Genomic DNA, 19,313 nt, shown 5'->3' with positions numbered 1-19,313 from the left:
ATATAGCTACTTTGTAAGAGATTTCATTAAAAAAGCAACAATCTTTTAGAAAACAGCCTAAGAAAAAGACCCGAAACGCTATAACAGCGCTTCAGGTCATTTTTTTTTGCCCCATGGAATCAAGTTTGTAAGTGCAAATCAGGTGCTTAAAGAACCAATCTCAGTTCAAAAGAACAAAACCGCATTCAAAGGGACAAATCCCCCGTTCAGAGGGACAGCCCCTCGATTCATAGTTCAAATCCTATGAATTTGGAAGCGGATAAACGTCTAATACGATCCCTGTCTTACAATCCGCAATAAATTCATAGGGCTTCATCGTGCCTGTTCCTAAATCCGCTTGGACACCACCACGGTATATATCATAAGTAAACGGTTTTTTTACATACGATTGAGGGCGCATTTCAATCCAAGCACCAGACAAATTACCTTCCGCTTTAAATACAGCTTTCACCTTTTTTAATACTTTTTCGCTTGAGATATATTGTGTTTTCGGCACACTCTTTTGTGATATGTACAATCCGACAGCACCTGCCGCAACCCCTAACAAAAAGGATTGGGTTGTTTTCATGACTCATCCCTCGCTTTCTTATACATGATGTCAGTATAGCTCAAATGTTTTGTACTCGCCATGGTAGCCTTCTTGTCAAAAAGTTTAGTACAATAGAAAGGAAATATTTCGTTAGACGAATTGGATGAGGAGGCTTACTTGTGAATCAAGAGACGCTACAATTGTTTAAAACGTTGACAGAACTTCCTGGCGCGCCGGGAAATGAGCACGCAGTTCGTAAATTTATGAAAGAGCAGCTCAGTACATATGCAGATGAAGTCATTCAGGATCGCCTTGGTGGGGTGTTCGGTCTTAAAAAAGGGGAGGAGCAAGGCCCTAAAGTGATGGTTGCTGGCCATATGGACGAAGTTGGTTTTATGGTGACGAATGTTACTGACAACGGGATGATTCGCTTCCAAACGCTAGGTGGCTGGTGGAATCAAGTGATGCTCGCGCAACGTGTGGAGATTATGACAGATAACGGGCCGATACCGGGTGTAATTGGTTCGATTCCTCCTCACTTGTTACAGGAAGAACAACGCAAAAAACCGATGGATATCAAAAATATGTTGATCGATATCGGAGCAGACGACAAAGAAGACGCTGCCCAAATTGGGGTGAAACCAGGTCAACAAATCGTTCCAGTCTGTCCGTTCACTCCAATGGCAAACCCGAAAAAAGTTCTTGCTAAAGCGTGGGACAACCGTTACGGATGTGGATTGTCTGTCGAACTTTTAAAAGAACTTCAAGGGGAGTCCATTCCGAATCAACTCTTCTCTGGTGCAACGGTACAGGAAGAGGTTGGACTTCGTGGGGCAGCGGTAGCAGCAAATATGATCAATCCGGATATCTTTTTCGCTCTAGACGCCTCTCCTGCAAACGATATGTCGGGAGGCAAAAAAGAGTTCGGTCAGCTTGGAAAAGGTGCACTCCTACGTATTTTTGACCGTTCGATGGTGACACACCGTGGAATGAGAGAACTCATCCTTGATACAGCGGAGACAAACTCAATTCCTTACCAATTCTTCGTCTCTCCAGGTGGAACAGATGCAGGTCGCGTACATATCTCAAATGAAGGTGTACCAAGTGCAGTGATTGGTATTTGCTCACGCTATATTCACACGAGCTCTTCCATCGTTCATGTGGATGACTATGCAGCAGCGAAAGAGTTACTCGTTCGTTTAGTGAAGGCGTGCGATCGGTCAACAGTAGACACGATTAAGCAATCTAGTTAATGATATGGGGTGATCCACTCTTTTGAGAAGGGTCACCTTTTTTGTTAGTAGTAAGCGTAAAGGAGAAGTTGAAATGAATGAACTAACCATCGCAGTCGGCTCACAAAACCCAGCCAAATTAGGTCCAGTCCAACGAAGCTTACCTAATGTAAATGTAGTTGGGATAGACGTACCATCAGGGGTGTCAGATCAACCACGTTCTGAAAAGGAAACGAGGCAGGGCGCAATGAATAGAGCGAAGGCAGTGCTGGATGCGTATCCAGACGCTCTAATAGGCATCGGTTTAGAAGGCGGGGTTGTACTAGTTGAGGACAGACTGTTTTTGACTAACTGGGGGGCATTACACACCAAAAAGGGTAACACGTATCTCGCTGCAGGACTTCGCATTCCATTACCAGATGAAGTAGCTAAAGAAGTGATTGGTGGAGACGAGCTAGGTCCAGTTATGGATCGGTACACTAAAAAACAAGATACTCGGAAATCTGAAGGGGCCGTCGGGACTTTTACTAACGGGCGTATTTTGCGTGGCGACATGTTTCATCAAATTGTAGAGGCATTAGTAGGACAGTGGGAGCGGGAAGAGTCTCTAGCAGAATTGCATCTATAACATACAAAATAAAAGGAATTGGTCCATAACCAATTCCTTTTCCTCACTCGCACGTTATCCATCATATGGACATGAGGTCATTCAATTCAGAAGTCTTCCCTACTTATGACTCGTTTACAGAACCATCATCGTACAAGTAAGCGATTACCTTTAACGCTTGGTTTACTGTTTCAACAGTTACGTTTGCTTTATTTGAAAGTTCCTTAAGCGCATGATGTAACTTTTCAGGACGAACGAGGATGAGTGGTTTGCCAAGGGTAACCGCTGTGGTCGCATCCATGGCCGTATTCCATTGCTTGTATTGTTCACCAAAAAGAGCAATAACGAGATCGGATTTTTGCATCAGCACTTGTGTACGTAGGTTATTAATTTGGCTGGCAGCTTCGTCCTTCGCAATTGGGTTTGGCCTTTCTCCTAAAATTTCTTCGCCAATATTGTCTGAACGACTGTGGTTTTCCATTGGTCCAACGAAGGTTAAAGGAAGTTTTAGTGCTTTCGCCTTTTCCTTTACTTCTTGACGCCATTCGGAATGAATTTCTCCTGCTAAATACACTACATACTCCATAAGATTCACACCCTTATTCTACTTTTGCCCAGTATAGCATAGTGATCCTCCGCTTGGGAAAAGTGACAAATAAGCATGTACAGGGAATATAGGTATATGGTAGCATAAAAATACGTCGAATTTTGCGAATGCACCTCGATAGGAAGGACGGATTTCTATATGGGGAAAATGAAGAAATATTGGAAGGGAAGCATGCTAACTGTGGGGGTCCTTTTGGCGGGTTGCGCAACTTCTCTAGACGATGCACAAGAGGAAACTATCGCATCTACGAAGACTGCGTTCTTTAGTGAAGAGAAAGAGCAGACTGACGAAGCAGCTATCGGTTCATTTTATTTACCATTTGGTATGGATATAGAAAGTGAAGAAACGCCAAACAACGTAATTTTAGAGTCAGGGTTCTCTACATATATTCTTTTTTATAACGATCAAGAGGATGAAGGATCAGAGGCTGTCTACGAAACGCTCCTTGACGATGGAGATGTTCTTTTTAGTGAAAGTTTTGTGCAAGGCAATCAGTTTGGTTACGTCGTCGGTCGTCAATTTTCAGAGAAAGAATATGAGTTAACAGTAGGGGTCGGCGGGGTGAAGCTGACGACTGTTACAAGTGTTGGCGATTTGTCTAGTGAGGCTTCAGCTATGATGGATATCGTCAATTCGTTTGAACCCGCGAATTGAAGAGGAATTACAAAGACTGCCTCACCACACTTGTGGTGAGGCAGTCTTTGTTTACAGTAGTGTCAAAAAGAAAGGTGTATGGAATTTCAGTTGTAGTGATGTAAAAAAAGAAAAAGAGCTTGTAAGAAACTGAGCTGAACACTCCATTATTCATACAAGCCACTAGAAAGCATTCATGAGCTGAGCACTCAACCATTCATGGAAACGGGTCACAAAGCAGTCTAGTTGTGATCAAGGCAGTGCGAGTGAAGCCCTGAATTATTTAGGCCAAAGCTGTTCTCTACTAGGATCATTCATGTGATGTTAGTTAGGGTTCTACGTAACTCCGCCCCTTTTCCACAGAAGATAAGATTAATCTTTTTTATGTCTTTTCAGGTTAAGCTTCAAAAAACTTTTCTTTTTCTCCAAGTTTGTTTCTTTTTTACTCAATAAACCCTTCACACTCTTCAATACGTTTCGCGTTGCTTTCCAGTTGAATTTGGCCTTTTTCTCTTCGTTCACGGGTGCTGTTTGAGTAGTTAAATCAAACTGGCTAATTTCACTTTGCAATGTGCTAGCGATATGGCTCAAGCTTGTGGCTGCTTCGTTTACCTGCCCAATCGCATCAAGTTGACTTTCACTGGAAGCACTCACTTGTTCCGAGGAACTTGCAGATTGCTCGGAAATAATATAAATAGCTTCTAGGCGTTCTGTCAGCGTCATATTTGCTGTTTTAATCGATGTCACTGCTCGATTTACCTCAAGCATTTGTGACGAAATGGCGTCTACATTTGTTGTAATGCTTTCGAATGCTTTGTGAGTTTCAGTTACGACAGCGCTTTGAGTTTCTCGATAGTTATGAAATGAATTGGCTTCGTTTTCAAGTTGAACCATTTGTGCGTTCATTTGTTGAATGACTTGGTAAATCTCCCTTGCCTCTGCTTTTGAACGTTCTGCGAGTTTACGAACTTCTTGGGCAACGACTGCAAATCCTCTACCAGCTTCTCCAGCACGTGCCGATTCTATAGCAGCATTCAAGGCAAGTAGGTTTGTATTTTCCGCAATTTCTTCAATCGTCTCGACGATGGATGTGATGTGACGAGATTGGGAAGAAACCTTTTGTACTTGAGAAACGAGCCCTTCAGCGAGCGCCAGAAACTGTTCGCTTGTTTCGTGAAGAGTGTGTACAGTTGCCAGTCCACGTTCGCCGTCTGCTTTCGTGTTTGTGGTTCTTTCTTCAATAGTAGCGTTCACTTCTTCCGTTTCATGAATCGAATTTGCGACTTCTTTTACAAGACGCGTTCCTTCCTCGAGCTGTGAGGATTGTTCAGTAGCGCCAGAGGCTACCTGGCGAATGGCATGGGTTACTTCGTTTGCCTGTGCTGTCGTTTCTTCTGAAATTGCTGCTAAATGCTGTGAAGACGCTTGTACTTGATCAGAAGAACTTAAAATCTTTTCAAAAGCCTTTTGTACCTTTTCCGCCATGTCGTTAAAGGTTTGAGCTAACAGACCGATTTCGTCTTTACTATTGACCGTGACTCTGTAGCCAAATTTCCCACTGCCGATGATTTGGGCACCTACAGTTAATGATTGAATCGATTGATTGACCCGACGAATAACGATACCTCCTATGGAAATAATCACAAGCAGGACAATGGCACTTACAGCATACATGATCCAAGTGAGTAGTTGGTTGTCACTTGAGTTGGTCTCTTTTATTTGGCTAGCGTACGCGTTAGCGGAGGCTTCCACTTCTGCCATTTTTGTTGAAATTTCTCCACCAATAGCTTCAAAAGAGGTTAGGTACAATTCCGTCTGTTTGAAGGATTGGTCGATTGTGTTCACTTGCTGTTCAAGATCGGAGACGATGTTTATCATTCGCTCTGCAGTTTCTTGCCCTTCAAAGGTTTCGCTTGATAAAAGATCTTTTATTTCTTGAGAACCCTTCGTGAACTTTCTGAAATCTGCGGCCTCTTCTGACATGAGGAATTGATTAAGTTCCAACAATAGGTTATTCGTTTGAGTGATGACTGTTTCTGAGCCAAGCATGGTAGCCGAAGCGCCAACATAACTGGAAAGAGAGGCAATTTCTCCGCGAACACCTTCATTCGCATCATAACCTAACGCTTGTTTCATTTCTTCTAGGGCTAGAAATTCTGCGTCATAAGCACGGATTTGCTCTGCAACGAGTCCGAGATTCTGCTCCATCTCATCACTCATAGTGTATGTTTCAGCAATCGCCATACTTTGTTCTCCAAGTGCTCGTAGAGAAGCGCGAATTTCAGTAGCTTTTTCTTCACCAGGCTCACGTAAATATTCTTGTATGTATACCTGGCTTTCTGTTAGCTGGGAAGTTAGTTGTCCGCTTTCTCGTGAGAGCTGGTTCAACTCGTCAACCGATTCCATCAAATTTTGGTTTGAAATGGTGTAGTATACATTAAATCCAATGAGTACGAGTAGTCCTAATATTGCGATACCAATCGTGATCCATAGTCTCCCTCGTATTGTCTTCATTTGTTTTCCTCCCTCGTCTTGACTGTTAATAAGTCTACTTTCGTAGTAAGTTCTAAACTTATATCGACAATTTTTGTGGAGGATTAAGCAAATGGTGAAATTTCTGAATTCAACAGGTGTCTTGACAGATGTCATATACTATTATTAAAGAGGTATAAAGAGAGGAGATACTATCTTGAGAGCATTTTTAACAAAAAAGGGCGTAACGTTATCCCCGAAGGTATACTTTATCGATGCGTTAAGTAGCATGGCGATTGGTTTGTTTGCTACGTTAATCGTCGGGGTAATTTTGGAAAAAACGATTGGGGGACCTTTAGGAATTCCGTTTTTAGAAGAGATGGGTAGAACCGCTCAAGGGTATATGGGGCCAGCTATTGGAGCAGCTGTGGCGTATGGTTTAAAAGCACCTCCGCTCGTTTTGTTTTCTGCACTGGTTGTTGGAGGATTCGGTGCAAGTTATGGGGACTTGGACGCTGGATTGACAGGTGGACCTGCGGGTGCCTTTGTTGCCGCGCTTGTCGCTACTGAAATCGGAAAATTGGTGAGTAAAGAGACACGTATCGATATTTTAGTAACGCCGATTGTGACTGTGGCAGTCGGCTATACAGTCGCCTACTTGGCAAGTCCATCCATTGGTGGTTTTGTCGGTGCATTTGGTGAATGGATCGAATGGGCCATCACATTGAGACCCGTGTTAATGGGAATCATTGTTGCCGTGCTTATGGGGCTTGCCTTGACAGCTCCCATTTCGAGTGCGGCAATCGCATTTATGCTGGAGTTGGAAGGAGTGGCGGCAGGTGCAGCTACGATAGGATGTAGTGCACAAATGATCGGCTTTGCAGTAGCCAGCTTTCGTGAAAACGGCTGGGGAGGATTTTTTGCACAAGGGATTGGCACGAGCATGTTGCAAGTACCGAACATTGTGCGAAATCCACTCGTTCTTATTCCGCCGACAATAGCGGGTGCAGTGCTTGCACCGATTGCCACAACAGTTTGGATAATGGAAAACAACCCAGCTGGAGCCGGAATGGGTACAAGTGGATTTGTCGGTCAGTTCATGACGTTTCAAGTAATGGGCTTTTCCACAACAGTCCTTCTCCAAGTCGTCGTGTTGCACATCGTAGCTCCTGCTGTGTTAAGCTTACTCCTATCAGAATGGTTGAGAAAAATAGGCTGGATACGTCCAGGCGATCTTCGACTAGACCAGGGAGGAAACTAAACGATGGATGCACTCACTTCGCTAGAAGAGTTTCAACAAAGAAAAGAAATGGAAACGACACAACTATTTATGTTTACAGCCGACTGGTGCCCAGATTGCCGAGTCATTGCACCATTTTTACCTGAGCTAGAAGAGGCGACAAAGGGTTCAATAAAATGGGTGTCTGTTGATAGAGATGAATTTATTGATTTATGTGGTGAACTAGGTGTGTTCGGGATCCCGAGCTTTGTTGCCTATAGAAATGGCGAGGAATTAGGTCGGTTTGTGAGTAAAGATCGTAAGACGCGAGAAGAGATTGAGAATTTCATTAGTAAACTGTAGTGTAGACAAGGATGTAGTAGCGTAAAACTCCCTTTACAGCTGGGGAGTTTTCTTTTGTCTTATAATGGGTAGTATTTACCCAGTTAAAAGTATCCCCTTTCCTGTCACTTGAAAAAGGTAGTAGATAATCTATACAATAACGAGAGAGAACAGGAGGTGGTGGATAAGATGAAGATGGATAGTAAACGGATGCGGGATTTGCTCATAGAGCGGTGCCAGGCCCCGGATCGAACCATCTCCTTTGACCGTGAGAAAGATACGTTACGAATTGAGGATAGTGACACAAAAAAAGGTGTAACGATAGAACTCCCTAGGCTTGTTGGGAAGTGGGAGGTAGAGGGAGACGCGGCTATTGAGGAAATGGTCTACTATGTCAATGAAGCGCTCCGCGAGATGGTGTCCACCTTATCCCTAGATGGAAAAGAGCAACATGTGTACCCGGTAATTCGCTCTACATCTTTTCCGAAAGAATCAAAGGAAGGGGTGTCCTTTGTCACTGATGAACATACTGCTGAAACGAGAATTTATTATGCAGTTGACCTTGGGAACACATACCGCCTCGTCGATGAACAAACTTTACAGAAATACGGATGGACGAAAGATCGCATTAGGGAAATTGCTCGTTTTCACGTTCGGTCTCTACCTACTGAGATGAAATCGGATGAAGTAGCTGGTAATGTGTTCTACTTTTTAAATACAAACGATGGATACGATGCGAGTCGTATCTTAAATGACCGCTGGCTTTCCGAGCTGAAAAAGGATATGCAGGGAGAGATGGCGGTTGCGGTTCCCCATCAAGATGTTTGTATTATTTGTGATATCCGTAATCAAACTGGTTACGATATTTTAGCGCAAATGACGATGAAGTTTTTTGCGGAAGGCCGCGTCCCGATTACTGCACTTTCATTTCTATATGAGGACGGAGAATTGGAGCCGATCTTTATTTTAGGTAAACAAAAGTCAAAGGAGTAAATCAATGAACATTCACTATAACTTACAAGGGGTTGGCGATACATTACTTGTGATTGTACAACCTGTGGATAGAGATAAGCGTCAAGTCGAGCGAAAAGGAAACGTGGCTCGAGTGTGCAACAGTGAAACAGGTGAGACCACTGGTTGGAATCTTTTTAACGCTTCTACCATTTTTTCTTCTTTAGAGCAAGGGCGTAATGTGTTTACAAACGATCAATTTACTACCCTACAATCTGTTATAAAAGACGCTGGCTTTGATGAAGAAATTGATGCGAAGGCCTCCTTTGTTGTCGGGTACGTAAGCTCCATGGAAAAGCATCCAGATGCGGATAAGCTTAACGTGTGCCAAGTTGATGTTGGAGAAGAGCAAGTTCAAATCGTTTGTGGTGCACCAAACGTGGCGCAAGGGCAACGCGTTGTCGTCGCAAAAGTTGGCGCAGTCATGCCGTCTGGATTATTAATCCGGGACGCAGAATTAAGAGGTGTACCATCGTACGGAATGATTTGTTCGGCGAAGGAGCTGGACCTGGAGAACCCGCCAAAGGAAAAAGGCATTCTCGTACTCCCGGACGCAGCGACGCCAGGAGATGCGTTTAAGTTCACGTATGAAGGATAATATGTTGCGGAAAAGAGGCCTAAAAGGGTCTCTTTTTTTGATAAAAGTGAGGCAATGAAAAAAAGCGTTTACTATATGATCAAATTTTCCTGTAGAATAGTTAAAACTGCCGGACTATCTTCTATGGACCGTCTACTATATCCAAAAAGTCGGTGGATAGGCGGTAGTGCACTCTAAAATTAATCCTTCCACTAGTCAATCCCACAATGGACGAAAGTAATGTTTGAAAAAATACCACTTCCTACACTTCCCCAAACCGTCCTTATTCTTGTTACAATAAAGCTATTAATTATAAATAGAAACAGGTGACCCCTGTTACGCTATAGAAGGAAAAGAGGATTTTATGATGGGTTTTCGCTCTTGGTGGAAAGATCGCACATCTTCCACAAACAAACAGATGTCAGAACAAGGTATGCCAGCAGACTCAACGCTGAAAGATCGTTTACATAGTAGCCTCCAAGAAAATGAGGAGATTAAGGCTCGTATTCGTTATCATTATCCAAAACGGGATGCTATGCAAGAACAGCAAAAGTATAAGCAACCCATCCAAAATGAAGAGGGTAGACCTAGGAAAAGAAGAATTAGAGAAAATACGATTGCACAGTCACCTAAAGGTATGCAGCAAGAAAAAAGCTCTAGGAGAAAGCAACGTGCCGCACAGAGTCAGCAAATGCCACAAAAGGAATTTGAGGTAAAACCTGCGCCTGAAAAAGATTCTGAGCAAGTGAAACCTGTCTTCCGTCCATCTCGTCCATTTCAACCGACAGAAATCCCTTCTCCGATTTATGGGTTTAAAAAAAGACCTGGACGCACGACATCTTCATGGTCATCCACCTGCATAGACGAAGAGAACAGCGTGGAGGAGTCACTCCGTTCACTCTCCATGGCAACAGAGAACGACGAGCCAGATATTAGTTTGCAAATTCAGCAGAAAGAGGTGAAGTCAGAAAGCGTTTCTCTCCCCATCAATACACCATCAAGTGAGAAACAACGAGAGTCCTTCTCTTTTGAAGAAGAACCAGAAAGCGTTGTCAAACAACCTTACCATCGTATTTCCATAGAGAACGGGTTAGATTCTTCGGAGAGCGTAGTACCTGCTACCTATCTGGAGTCTGAAGGCAGTGACGAGGAAGTAGCGACAATTTCCAATAGCTATCAAGATACAGATGCTGAGGAAGAAGCGCCTTCTATTGAGGATTCCCCTTCCGTTGAGGAATCGTCAACGGATAATAAAGAAGAAGATACCCCTCGAAAGCGTAGTCATCTTCCTTTCAATGTGTTGATGTTAAAGCAGGATAAAACTCGCTACGAGGCTCAAGAACAGCGTAAAAAAGAGCAAGCGATGAAAGCTAGCGAAGTCGCTGTTGCGGATGAAAGACATTTTATTGAAGATTTTAAAAATACACGTCGAACTCAAGATGCCACAATAGAAAGAGAGTTCATGCATCATGAAGAAGAGGTGTCGAGTACAAAACAGTGGATTCCTCCACAAAATGACGAATTAGACACCTGGACATACACGCCAGCACTTTCTTTGCTACAAGACCCTATTAAAGGGGAAGACGCTACGATTTGGGCTGAGGAACAAGCACATAGACTGCAGGAAACTCTCTCTCACTTTCATGTGAAAGCAAAGGTAGTAGATTGGACGCAAGGCCCTAGTGTTACACGCTTTGAAATTCAGCCAGAACCAGGTGTGAAGGTAAGTAAGATTACAAATTTACTTGACGATTTAAAACTAAATCTTGCAGCTGAGGATATTCGTCTTGAGGCCCCGATTCCTGGTAAACAAGCAATTGGTGTGGAGATTCCGAATGCATCGAGCAGACCAGTTGTGTTAAAAGAAGTGCTGGGAACTTCTGTATTTCGGGACTCTACATCCCCGCTAACAGTTGCATTGGGAGTTGATTTATCAGGAGCCCCCATTGTAACTGACCTTGCAAAGATGCCGCACGGATTAATTGCGGGAGCTACTGGTTCTGGAAAAAGTGTGTGTATTAACTCCATGCTGATTAGCTTACTGTATAAGGCGCAGCCTCACGAGGTGAACCTGCTGTTAATTGATCCAAAAGTAGTGGAATTGGCTCCATACAATGGGCTACCACACCTTGTCAGTCCAGTTATTACAGATGTAAAAGCGGCAACAGCTGCCTTGAAGTGGGCTGTTGAAGAGATGGAGCGTCGTTATGAGCTGTTCGCCCATGCTCGCGTTCGAGATGTAAAAAAATACAATGAACTTTGTGAGAAGGAAGAGCAATACTCCCATAAGCTCCCTTATTTAGTCATCGTCATTGATGAATTAGCAGACCTCATGATGATGGCTCCAAACGATGTAGAGGAGGCAATTTGTCGGATTGCGCAAAAGGCACGAGCTTGTGGAATCCATTTATTACTCGCAACGCAGCGGCCGTCTGTAGACGTGATCACGGGTCTTATTAAGGCAAACGTTCCAACACGTCTTGCCTTTTCAGTTTCATCTCAAGTCGACTCAAGAACCATCCTGGACCGGGCAGGTGCAGAACGGTTATTAGGCAGAGGTGATATGCTATTCGTTGAGAATGGGTCTAGTAAACTTGTCCGCATGCAAGGGACTTTTGTAACAGACGATGAAATTGAGGCTGTCGTTAAAGACGTGAGTCGTGACCACGAACCTAACTATTTGTTCCAACAAGAGGAATTGCTGCAGAAGATTGATGCAAAAGAGGCAGAAGACGATTTGTTTGAAGAAGTGTGTGCATTTGTTGTAAAGCAGCAGCATGCGTCCACTTCCCTCATTCAACGGCAATTCAGAGTAGGATACAACAGGGCAGCTCGCTTAGTCGACTTGTTAGAATTACAAGGTATTGTTTCGGAAGCAAAAGGATCGAAGCCGCGTGATGTCTTGATGACAAAAGATGAATTGGCCTCTGCTATCGAAGAGTAGAGAACAACAGTACTGAAGAGTAAAAATTCTTCGAGCTAATCTTACGTCTATCGACCCTAAAATGTGCTAAATATGAGATAATTTAACGGTACAAAAGTGCTATATGACTGCACATTTTAGGAGGATTACTATGGCTACGAGAAAAGAGAGAAGAAAACAGGAAAAAGAGACGAATTATTTCTTCGAGTTCACAAAAACTCAAAGACATTTCTTTAAGGATCTAATTCACAAACTAAAAAAAGTAAAAGATCACCGATCAAAGAGCTATATTACCTATGGGCCAGAAGTACTCTTATATACCACTCTGTTAAAAAACGTGATGGGTTTGACTTCCATGAGAAGCATGAGTGACGCATTAAATACGGATGAGTGTATAGAGAATATGAGGAAAACATTGCAGCTAGACGAGTTGGAAGAACTCCCTCATTACGACACCATTAACGACTTTTTAACTGGATTAGAAGTGACAGAATTAGAAGAAATCAGGACTTATATGATCAAGGAACTGTTCAATAAGCGGTGCTTCGACCAGTACAAAATAGAAGGGAGATACTGGGGCGTCATCTTTGACGGCACCGGGTTGTATTCTTTTGAGAAGAAGCACTGTGAACATTGTTTGAGACGCGAATATAAGAACAAGGAAACAGGAGAAATCCAGACGGTATACATGCATCATGTGTTGGAAGCCAAGCTAGTGGTAGGCGATATGGTGTATAGCATTGGGTCGGAATTTATTGAAAATGAATCAGAAAACGTCACCAAACAGGATTGCGAATTAAAGGCATTTCATAGATTAGCGGAGAAGCTCAAGCAGACCTATAAGAGGCTGCCTATTTGTGTTTTAGGGGATAGCCTATACGCATGTGAGCCTGTATTTAGTCGTTGTGAGGAGTACAACTGGAAATACCTTTTCCGATTTAAAGAAGGCAGAATACGAAGTATTGCGTCCGATTTTTATGCGATAAAAACGATGGAAAAAGGTCAAAAGGAGAGTCATCTTTTTTGGGTCAATGACATGCCCTATCATAAAAGAATGGTGAATGTACTGGAATCTAAGTTCGAAACAGAAGAAGGAACAAGTCGACAATTTGTCTTTATCACGAATATGAAAGTGAACAAGAACAATGCAGAACGGCTGGTTTCAGTAGGTCGAAGCCGTTGGAAGATCGAGAATCAAGGTTTTAATCAACAAAAAAATACGCGTTATTTTATTGAACACCCCAATAGCCACCAGTACCAAGCGATGAAAAATCATTATCTTCTCACCCAGATTGCGGACATGTTGATGCAGCTATACGAAAAAGGGTCTAGCGTATGGAAACAGTTGAAAAAAACAGCAAAAGAAAAATCCTCGAACCTGTTAGAAGCGATTCGCGGTCGCACGGTAACAGACGAGGATGTAGCTGAATTAGCAAAGCCAATTCAAATAAGATTCACTTAAACTTCACTATAACAAAGGGTGTGATAAGAAGCAAAATTAATACTTGGCACGCTGTTGATTGGAGCGGAAGGTGCCGACTCCTGCGGGATTAGCGGGACAGGTGAGACCCCGCAAGAGCGCAGCGATGAGGAGGCTCACCGCCCGCCCCGCGGAAAGCGAGCACCTGGAGCGGAAATCAACAGCCTACTTTTAATTAGAGCCAAAAATAAAATAGATAAAAACTAATTTAGGATTACTTTTTTGGCAAAAAAATAACTTGATGTATATGGTAAATTTTAACATTAGAAATTGAAAGCTGCCATATAACTATCTATATTTACTCCTCATAGCTGAGAGAACAAGAGTCTTTCTTTACTTAAACAGCAAAGCCCGATACAATGTAAGATGTTGAAATGTGTCATCTCCTTTGTCATAGTTCTTCTACCAACATGGATGTGATACGCCAAGCAGCAAAGTCTAGGAAAGCAGATTGGAGTTTGTGGCTATGAAAGAAATAGAACTAAAGCTTAAAGGACACATATCCCGATTGACGAACAAAACTTTTAAGTTTGATGAACGGGTCGGCGAAGGTTGGTTCTCTGCCGTTTACTTTTTGAAAACAAAAGAACTTGCTGAAAAATACAAATCAGACGATACGGTCACCATGCAGTTTTTTCAAAAGAAACATGCCGTATTGTGTGGAACAGATGAAGCGATTGCACTCGTACATACATTTAGTGAAAATCCAGAATCATTAACGATTCATTCATTGAAGGATGGAGATCGTGTTTCCCCGTTTGAAACGGTTTTGACCATTGAAGGGAAGTATCAGCACTTTGGGTTTCTTGAAGGGATGATCGACGGGATACTCGCCCGCCGAACGTCAGTCGCTACAAATGTATATAACGTAGTAAAGGCTGCCGGTATTTCCGGAAAGCAAAAGCCAGTCATCTTTATGGGAGACCGTGACGATCACTTCACCCAACAGGCGGGGGACGGCTATGCGGCATACATTGGTGGCTCTACAGCGCAAGCCACTCACGCCATGAACGAATGGTGGGGGAAACAAGGGATGGGAACGATGCCGCATGCTCTCATCCAATTGTTTGATGGAGATATAGTGGCAGCGACAAAAGCGTATCAAGAAACATTCCCTGAAGATGACTTGATTACTTTAGTTGATTACAACAATGATGTGATTACAGATTCTCTCAAAATTGCTAGAGCGTTTGGTTCTGATTTAAAGGGGGTCCGTATCGATACGTCCCGAACAATGATTGACCAATATTTTTTACGAAATCAACATGTACTTGGAAGTTTCGACCCACGTGGAGTGAACGCCGAATTGTTGTTTGCACTGAGAAAAGCATTGGACGAAGAAGGTTTTCATCATGTGAAGATTGTCGTAAGTGGAGGGTTTAACGAAGAACGGATACAGTCCTTTGAAAAACAAGGGGTACCCGTTGACTTGTACGGAGTAGGGAATTCTCTTCTTCAAATTCACCACGGATTTACAGGGGACAATGTACTTCTTAATGGAAAGCCACAAGCAAAAGCGGGCAGGCGCTACCGACCGAATCCTCGGTTGGAAAGAGTGGAGTTTGTTCCGTACAATTGACACCAAGAATTAGGATGAGAAGGCTGTCGTACGTGGATTGTTGATGGTCAGTGCAGTTAGTTGGCAGGGGAAAAATGAAATTCTTTGGTGAGACATTTTTCCAAGGCAACGAGTGAACCCATCGGACATCTTGCAAATGAGACGCCTTTTCATATACTGTGAACAGATAGACGATTGCTGGAGGTTCTCAATATGACTCTATATCATTTTGTTGGCATAAAAGGATCGGGAATGAGTCCACTCGCACAAATTCTTGACGACATGCATTTTCGCGTACAAGGATCTGACGTAGAGAAAAATTTTTTCACACAAAAAGCACTCGAAGAAGCTGGGATTCCGATTCTACCCTTTTCTGCATCCAATGTACAACCGGGCATGACCGTCATTGCAGGGAACGCTTACTCGGATGACCATGAAGAACTACAAGAAGCGAAGCGATTGGCAATTCCGGTGATTAGATATCATCGTTTTCTCGGCGAATTCATCCAAAAATTCACAAGTGTTGCTGTTACAGGAGCACACGGGAAAACATCGACGACGGGGTTACTCGCACATGTCCTTCGAGGTGCACGACCTACCTCGTATCTTATTGGGGATGGTACAGGAAAAGGGGATGAAAATGCCGAGTTTTTCGTTTTTGAAGCGTGTGAATATCGACGTCACTTTTTGAGTTACGAACCTGATTATGCGATTATGACGAACATAGATTTTGACCACCCCGATTATTTTGCCAATGTAGAAGATGTATTTGGCGCTTTTCAGGAGATGGCGTGGCAAGTGAAAAAAGGAATTATTGCTTGTGGAGACGACGAAGAACTACAGAAGATTCAGGCGAAAGTACCTGTTATGTTTTATGGCTTTGGTGAAGAGAACGATTTCCAAGCACGTAATGTAGAAAAATCTACAGCAGGGACGGCGTTTGATGTCTTTGTTCGTAATACGTTTTATGAGCGATTCTTTATCCCAGCCTACGGTGACCATAACGTATTGAATGCGCTTGGTGTGATTGCGTTGTGCCACTACGAAGAAATTGAAACAGATAAAGTAAAGGAACAACTGGAAACGTTCAGAGGTGTAAAAAGACGCTTCACTGAAAAACAGGTAGGCACACAAATACTCATTGACGATTATGCTCATCATCCTACTGAAATTCGCGCTACAATTCATGCAGCCAGACAAAAGTACCCATCAAAAGAGATTGTTGCTGTCTTTCAACCACATACCTTTACACGAACACAAACGTTCTTACATGAGTTTGCTGATAGTTTAAACGAGGCTGATGCAGTGTATTTATGTGACATTTTTGGTTCTGCACGTGAACATCACGGACAGCTCTCGATTTCGGACCTGCAACAGCTCGTATCGAATTCGTCACAGCTACAAGAAGAAGATCCAAGTCCGTTAGCAGAACACAAAAACAGTGTCCTGATTTTTATGGGTGCTGGAGACATTCAAAAGTTTCAACTCGCGTACGAAACCTATTTACAAAGACAATAAGAAAAACGAGGCTCCTTAAGGAAGGCCTCGTTTTTTCATTCACTTCAAATTCTCTGGATTTAAAGCTTGCAAGTCCTCTGGTACGAAGCGTCCATCTTTTCGAATAACAGTACCATCAAATTCAATCGTGCCGCCACCGTAATCAGGACGCTGAATAGTAACCATGTCCCAGTGAATATCTGAATGGTTACCGTTGTAGGCATTTTCGTAGCATTCGCCTGGAGTAAAGTGGAAGCTACCGTCGATTTTTTCATCAAATAAAATGTCTTGCATGGGATGTAGAATGTACGGATTCACACCGATGGCAAATTCTCCGATGTAACGCGCCCCCTCATCAGTGTCTAAAATACGATGAATGCGCTCTGTGTCGTTGGCGCTAGCTTTTACGATCTTCCCTTTTTCAAAAGTGAGCTGTACGTTTTCAAAGGTGAAGCCTTGGTATGGAGAAGGGGTATTGTATGTAAGTGTTCCCTCTACTGAATCACGCACAGGGGCCGTATACACTTCCCCATCTGGAATATTTAATCTCCCAGCACATTTTACTGCTGGAATATTTTCAATAGAAAAGCGCAAATCAGTTCCAGGACCAGTAATGTGAACTTCTTTTGTTTTGTTCATACGTTCTACGAGCGCATCCATGGCACGATCCATTTTTGCATAATCGAGGTTACACACATGGAAGTAAAAATCTTCAAATGCGTCTGTACTCATTTGGGCGAGCTGGGCCATTGAATCATTCGGAAAACGAAGGACAACCCATTTCGTTTTAGGTACGCGGATATCACGGTGAACTCGTTTACCAATCGTTCTACCCTGAATTTTCATCTTTTCATCGGGGACGTCAGAAAACTCGTTAATGTTGTTACCCGCTCGAAGTCCTATGTAAGCGTCCATTTCTCCCATAACTTTTGCTTCATATTCGGCAATCTTGTCAAAATGCTCGTCTGTAGCCCCGAGCAGTAAAGAGCGGTCAATGCGATGATCTTTTAAACTAACAAACGGAAAACCACCGGCTTTATAAGCTTCTTCGACAAGTGCTTGGACAAACTCTCTTTGGATTCCAAAATTCTCAATGAGTACTTTTTCACCTGGCTGTAAGTTGACGCTGTACTGGATTAATTGTTTGGCGAGTTGCTTTAGGCGACTATCTTTCATCTCAAATTCCTCCTTATTGATCGTACTTATTCTATTGTAGCGAAGTTTGCTGATATTTACAGTGAAAAAGAAATTGCATGAATTTCCCGAAAGTCAGCAGGGATTTGTGGAAAGGCATCGAATTGGTTATGGTAAGAAGAGTACGGTTTTGTGGTATAACTAAGAAACGAGACGGGGATGAAGTTTGAATTTCTTCGTGGTAGGGTAAGGAGAGTATATATACATAGGGTCCAGGTCGTCTACACGATGTAGATCAGAAAGATGTTGTTCGCTTGCAAGTAAGCTAATGTGCCTGTGTTTGCTCAGGAGATGGCGCAAGGTTAGTGGTCTTTCTTACTAGACGTCGCGCACTTACCCCTTCATCTTAAAAATCAGGAGGTGTCAAGGTCAGCTAATGGAAGTTATTCTATATATAAGCGTTGCCATTATAGCCGTAGCATTTTTCATTTTAGTCGTATATATCACTCGAACTTTAAGATCCTTGCAAATGACGCTTACGAGTGTCAGTCATACATTAGACGGGTTAGAGAAGCAGCTACAAGGGGTGACGAGTGAAACGACATCTTTGCTTCAAAAGACAAATGTTCTTGCTGAAGATTTGCAACAGAAATCTGAAAGCCTAAACGGTGTTGTGTCCGCTGTAAAAGAAGTTGGACGAAGTGTACAGAAGTTCAACCATTCTGTAGACCGCATCGCTGATCGGGTTACTTCCCAAATGAATGAACAAGAAGAGAAAATCTCACAAGTTGTTCAATGGGGGAACGTTGCACTAGAAATTCGCGACCGTTTTCGGGCTCGCAAAAAGCAACCAACTCAAGTGGAGCAACCGATCGTTGTCCCAAATGAACGAGAGGCAGATCCGCAACCGAAAAAACCCGAACGAAAACGTAGCCGTAGCCGTTCTTACGATGGTGCTTAACTATAGGAAATATGAAGGAGGAATTTTATATGGCTCAACAAACGCAAAACAACAACCAAAATCAACCGGAACCAACAAACATTAATGCAAAAGACTTTATCATCGGTACGCTCATCGGAGGAATTGTGGGTGCAACGACTGCTTTATTCCTCGCTCCGAAGTCAGGAAAAGAGCTTCGCGGTAATCTAAATGAACAAGCCGTGGTCCTCCGTGAGAAGACAGGTCAGCTTCGTGAAACAGCGTCACAAAAAGGAACAGAATTCGCAAACGTCGCGAAAGAAAAAGCTTCAGTGGCCAAAGAAAAGACATCCCAATGGTCACAGCAACTTCAAGACTCCGAATTTGTAAATAAGGTGAAGACTCTTCGTTCTGTAGAAGCAGATGCTGAAGAGATTGCTGTAACAGAAGATAGCGATGGAGTGGGAGCAGAGGCAACTGAAAGAGAAGAAGAAAAGGTACAATCGTAATTCTTATTTGAAAAAATGAACGTAAAAAGGGTGTCTCCTATGAGAACACCCTTTTTGGATACAT

17 protein-coding genes and 1 pseudogene are annotated in these 19,313 nt (G+C 43.0%); 13 read left to right on the top strand and 5 right to left on the bottom strand.

Features of this window, described 5'->3' with window-relative positions; genetic code table 11:
- Positions 1 to 241: 241 nt before the first annotated feature.
- Positions 242 to 568, bottom strand: coding sequence for a hypothetical protein (locus HHK01_RS11720; RefSeq protein ID WP_170007968.1), 327 nt, complete (start codon positions 566 to 568; stop codon positions 242 to 244).
- A 140-nt stretch (positions 569 to 708) separates the two neighbouring features.
- Between HHK01_RS11720 and HHK01_RS11715 the strand changes: the two genes are divergently transcribed.
- On the top strand, positions 709 to 1,782 hold the full coding sequence (locus HHK01_RS11715; RefSeq protein WP_170007967.1) for a M42 family metallopeptidase: 1,074 nt from the start codon (positions 709 to 711) through the stop codon (positions 1,780 to 1,782).
- A 73-nt stretch (positions 1,783 to 1,855) separates the two neighbouring features.
- Complete coding sequence (locus HHK01_RS11710) at positions 1,856 to 2,389, top strand: DUF84 family protein (protein ID WP_170007966.1); 534 nt, start codon at positions 1,856 to 1,858, stop codon at positions 2,387 to 2,389.
- Between the two features lie 103 nt (positions 2,390 to 2,492).
- Here the strand turns inward: HHK01_RS11710 and HHK01_RS11705 are convergent, their stop codons facing one another.
- A complete protein-coding gene (locus tag HHK01_RS11705; RefSeq protein ID WP_170007965.1) occupies positions 2,493 to 2,954 on the bottom strand; it encodes a YtoQ family protein in 462 nt (153 codons plus the stop codon).
- Between the two features lie 159 nt (positions 2,955 to 3,113).
- On the opposite strand from HHK01_RS11705, the gene HHK01_RS11700 reads away from it, so the two are divergent.
- Positions 3,114 to 3,629, top strand: a complete 516-nt coding sequence (locus HHK01_RS11700; RefSeq protein WP_170007964.1) for a hypothetical protein — start codon at positions 3,114 to 3,116, stop codon at positions 3,627 to 3,629.
- 351 nt (positions 3,630 to 3,980) lie between these two features.
- On the opposite strand, the gene HHK01_RS15965 is transcribed toward HHK01_RS11700, so the two are convergent.
- Positions 3,981 to 5,093, bottom strand: a complete 1,113-nt coding sequence (locus HHK01_RS15965; protein WP_407646962.1) for a methyl-accepting chemotaxis protein — start codon at positions 5,091 to 5,093, stop codon at positions 3,981 to 3,983.
- Positions 5,088 to 5,282, bottom strand: a pseudogene (locus HHK01_RS15960) (HAMP domain-containing protein); the annotation flags it as partial. The gene HHK01_RS15965 and the pseudogene HHK01_RS15960, both read right to left, overlap by 6 nt.
- A 1,015-nt stretch (positions 5,283 to 6,297) precedes the next feature.
- Between HHK01_RS15960 and HHK01_RS11690 the strand changes: the two are divergent.
- The 8 genes from HHK01_RS11690 (at position 6,298) to murC (ending at position 16,708) form a co-directional block, all read left to right on the top strand.
- On the top strand, positions 6,298 to 7,341 hold the full coding sequence (locus tag HHK01_RS11690; RefSeq protein WP_170007962.1) for a PTS sugar transporter subunit IIC: 1,044 nt from the start codon (positions 6,298 to 6,300) through the stop codon (positions 7,339 to 7,341).
- A 3-nt stretch (positions 7,342 to 7,344) separates the two neighbouring features.
- Positions 7,345 to 7,662: a thioredoxin family protein gene (locus tag HHK01_RS11685; RefSeq protein WP_170007961.1), complete on the top strand. Its 318-nt coding sequence runs from the start codon at positions 7,345 to 7,347 to the stop codon at positions 7,660 to 7,662.
- A gap of 168 nt (positions 7,663 to 7,830) precedes the next feature.
- Positions 7,831 to 8,634, top strand: a complete 804-nt coding sequence (locus HHK01_RS11680) for a DUF1444 domain-containing protein (protein ID WP_407646961.1) — start codon at positions 7,831 to 7,833, stop codon at positions 8,632 to 8,634.
- A gap of 4 nt (positions 8,635 to 8,638) precedes the next feature.
- Positions 8,639 to 9,250: a YtpR family tRNA-binding protein gene (gene ytpR / locus HHK01_RS11675; protein ID WP_170007960.1), complete on the top strand. Its 612-nt coding sequence runs from the start codon at positions 8,639 to 8,641 to the stop codon at positions 9,248 to 9,250.
- A 397-nt stretch (positions 9,251 to 9,647) separates the two neighbouring features.
- Positions 9,648 to 12,173, top strand: a complete 2,526-nt coding sequence (locus HHK01_RS11670; protein ID WP_228027558.1) for a DNA translocase FtsK — start codon at positions 9,648 to 9,650, stop codon at positions 12,171 to 12,173.
- A 103-nt stretch (positions 12,174 to 12,276) separates the two neighbouring features.
- A complete protein-coding gene (locus HHK01_RS11665; protein WP_322619369.1) occupies positions 12,277 to 13,614 on the top strand; it encodes a transposase in 1,338 nt (445 codons plus the stop codon).
- Positions 13,615 to 14,098: 484 nt separating this feature from the next.
- Positions 14,099 to 15,211 carry a nicotinate phosphoribosyltransferase gene (locus HHK01_RS11660; protein ID WP_170007958.1) on the top strand — a complete coding sequence of 371 codons (1,113 nt, stop codon included), beginning with the start codon at positions 14,099 to 14,101 and terminating at the stop codon, positions 15,209 to 15,211.
- Positions 15,212 to 15,403: 192 nt separating this feature from the next.
- Positions 15,404 to 16,708: a UDP-N-acetylmuramate--L-alanine ligase gene (murC, locus tag HHK01_RS11655; RefSeq protein ID WP_170007957.1), complete on the top strand. Its 1,305-nt coding sequence runs from the start codon at positions 15,404 to 15,406 to the stop codon at positions 16,706 to 16,708.
- Between the two features lie 39 nt (positions 16,709 to 16,747).
- On the opposite strand, the gene HHK01_RS11650 is transcribed toward murC, so the two are convergent.
- Positions 16,748 to 17,863: an aminopeptidase gene (locus HHK01_RS11650; RefSeq protein ID WP_170007956.1), complete on the bottom strand. Its 1,116-nt coding sequence runs from the start codon at positions 17,861 to 17,863 to the stop codon at positions 16,748 to 16,750.
- Between the two features lie 394 nt (positions 17,864 to 18,257).
- Here HHK01_RS11650 and HHK01_RS11645 point away from each other — a divergent pair, with 394 nt between their 5' ends.
- Positions 18,258 to 18,782: a DUF948 domain-containing protein gene (locus tag HHK01_RS11645; protein WP_170007955.1), complete on the top strand. Its 525-nt coding sequence runs from the start codon at positions 18,258 to 18,260 to the stop codon at positions 18,780 to 18,782.
- Between the two features lie 29 nt (positions 18,783 to 18,811).
- Positions 18,812 to 19,249 (top strand): YtxH domain-containing protein, encoded by a 438-nt coding sequence (locus HHK01_RS11640; protein ID WP_170007954.1) that lies wholly within the window; start codon positions 18,812 to 18,814, stop codon positions 19,247 to 19,249.
- The last annotated feature ends 64 nt before the right edge of the window (positions 19,250 to 19,313 follow it).

It is taken from the genome of Bacillus fonticola (assembly GCF_012955605.1).
Classification (GTDB): domain Bacteria; phylum Bacillota; class Bacilli; order Bacillales; family JC228; genus Bacillus_CG; species Bacillus_CG fonticola.
The sequence above is the reverse complement of the archived record's forward strand: the minus strand, read 5'-3'. Positions and strand labels throughout refer to the sequence as shown.

Coding starts and splice junctions, on each gene's coding strand:
- HHK01_RS11720 (WP_170007968.1), bottom strand. CDS start 568: ATGAAAACAACCCAATCCTTTTTGTTAGGGGTTGCGGCAGGTGCTGTC.
- HHK01_RS11710 (WP_170007966.1), top strand. CDS start 1,856: ATGAATGAACTAACCATCGCAGTCGGCTCACAAAACCCAGCCAAATTA.
- HHK01_RS11705 (WP_170007965.1), bottom strand. CDS start 2,954: ATGGAGTATGTAGTGTATTTAGCAGGAGAAATTCATTCCGAATGGCGT.
- HHK01_RS11700 (WP_170007964.1), top strand. CDS start 3,114: ATGGGGAAAATGAAGAAATATTGGAAGGGAAGCATGCTAACTGTGGGG.
- HHK01_RS15965 (WP_407646962.1), bottom strand. CDS start 5,093: ATGGCGGAAAAGGTACAAAAGGCTTTTGAAAAGATTTTAAGTTCTTCT.
- HHK01_RS11685 (WP_170007961.1), top strand. CDS start 7,345: ATGGATGCACTCACTTCGCTAGAAGAGTTTCAACAAAGAAAAGAAATG.
- HHK01_RS11680 (WP_407646961.1), top strand. CDS start 7,831: ATGAAGATGGATAGTAAACGGATGCGGGATTTGCTCATAGAGCGGTGC.
- ytpR (WP_170007960.1), top strand. CDS start 8,639: ATGAACATTCACTATAACTTACAAGGGGTTGGCGATACATTACTTGTG.
- HHK01_RS11670 (WP_228027558.1), top strand. CDS start 9,648: ATGTCAGAACAAGGTATGCCAGCAGACTCAACGCTGAAAGATCGTTTA.
- HHK01_RS11665 (WP_322619369.1), top strand. CDS start 12,277: ATGACTGCACATTTTAGGAGGATTACTATGGCTACGAGAAAAGAGAGA.
- HHK01_RS11660 (WP_170007958.1), top strand. CDS start 14,099: ATGAAAGAAATAGAACTAAAGCTTAAAGGACACATATCCCGATTGACG.
- murC (WP_170007957.1), top strand. CDS start 15,404: ATGACTCTATATCATTTTGTTGGCATAAAAGGATCGGGAATGAGTCCA.
- HHK01_RS11650 (WP_170007956.1), bottom strand. CDS start 17,863: ATGAAAGATAGTCGCCTAAAGCAACTCGCCAAACAATTAATCCAGTAC.
- HHK01_RS11645 (WP_170007955.1), top strand. CDS start 18,258: ATGGAAGTTATTCTATATATAAGCGTTGCCATTATAGCCGTAGCATTT.
- HHK01_RS11640 (WP_170007954.1), top strand. CDS start 18,812: ATGGCTCAACAAACGCAAAACAACAACCAAAATCAACCGGAACCAACA.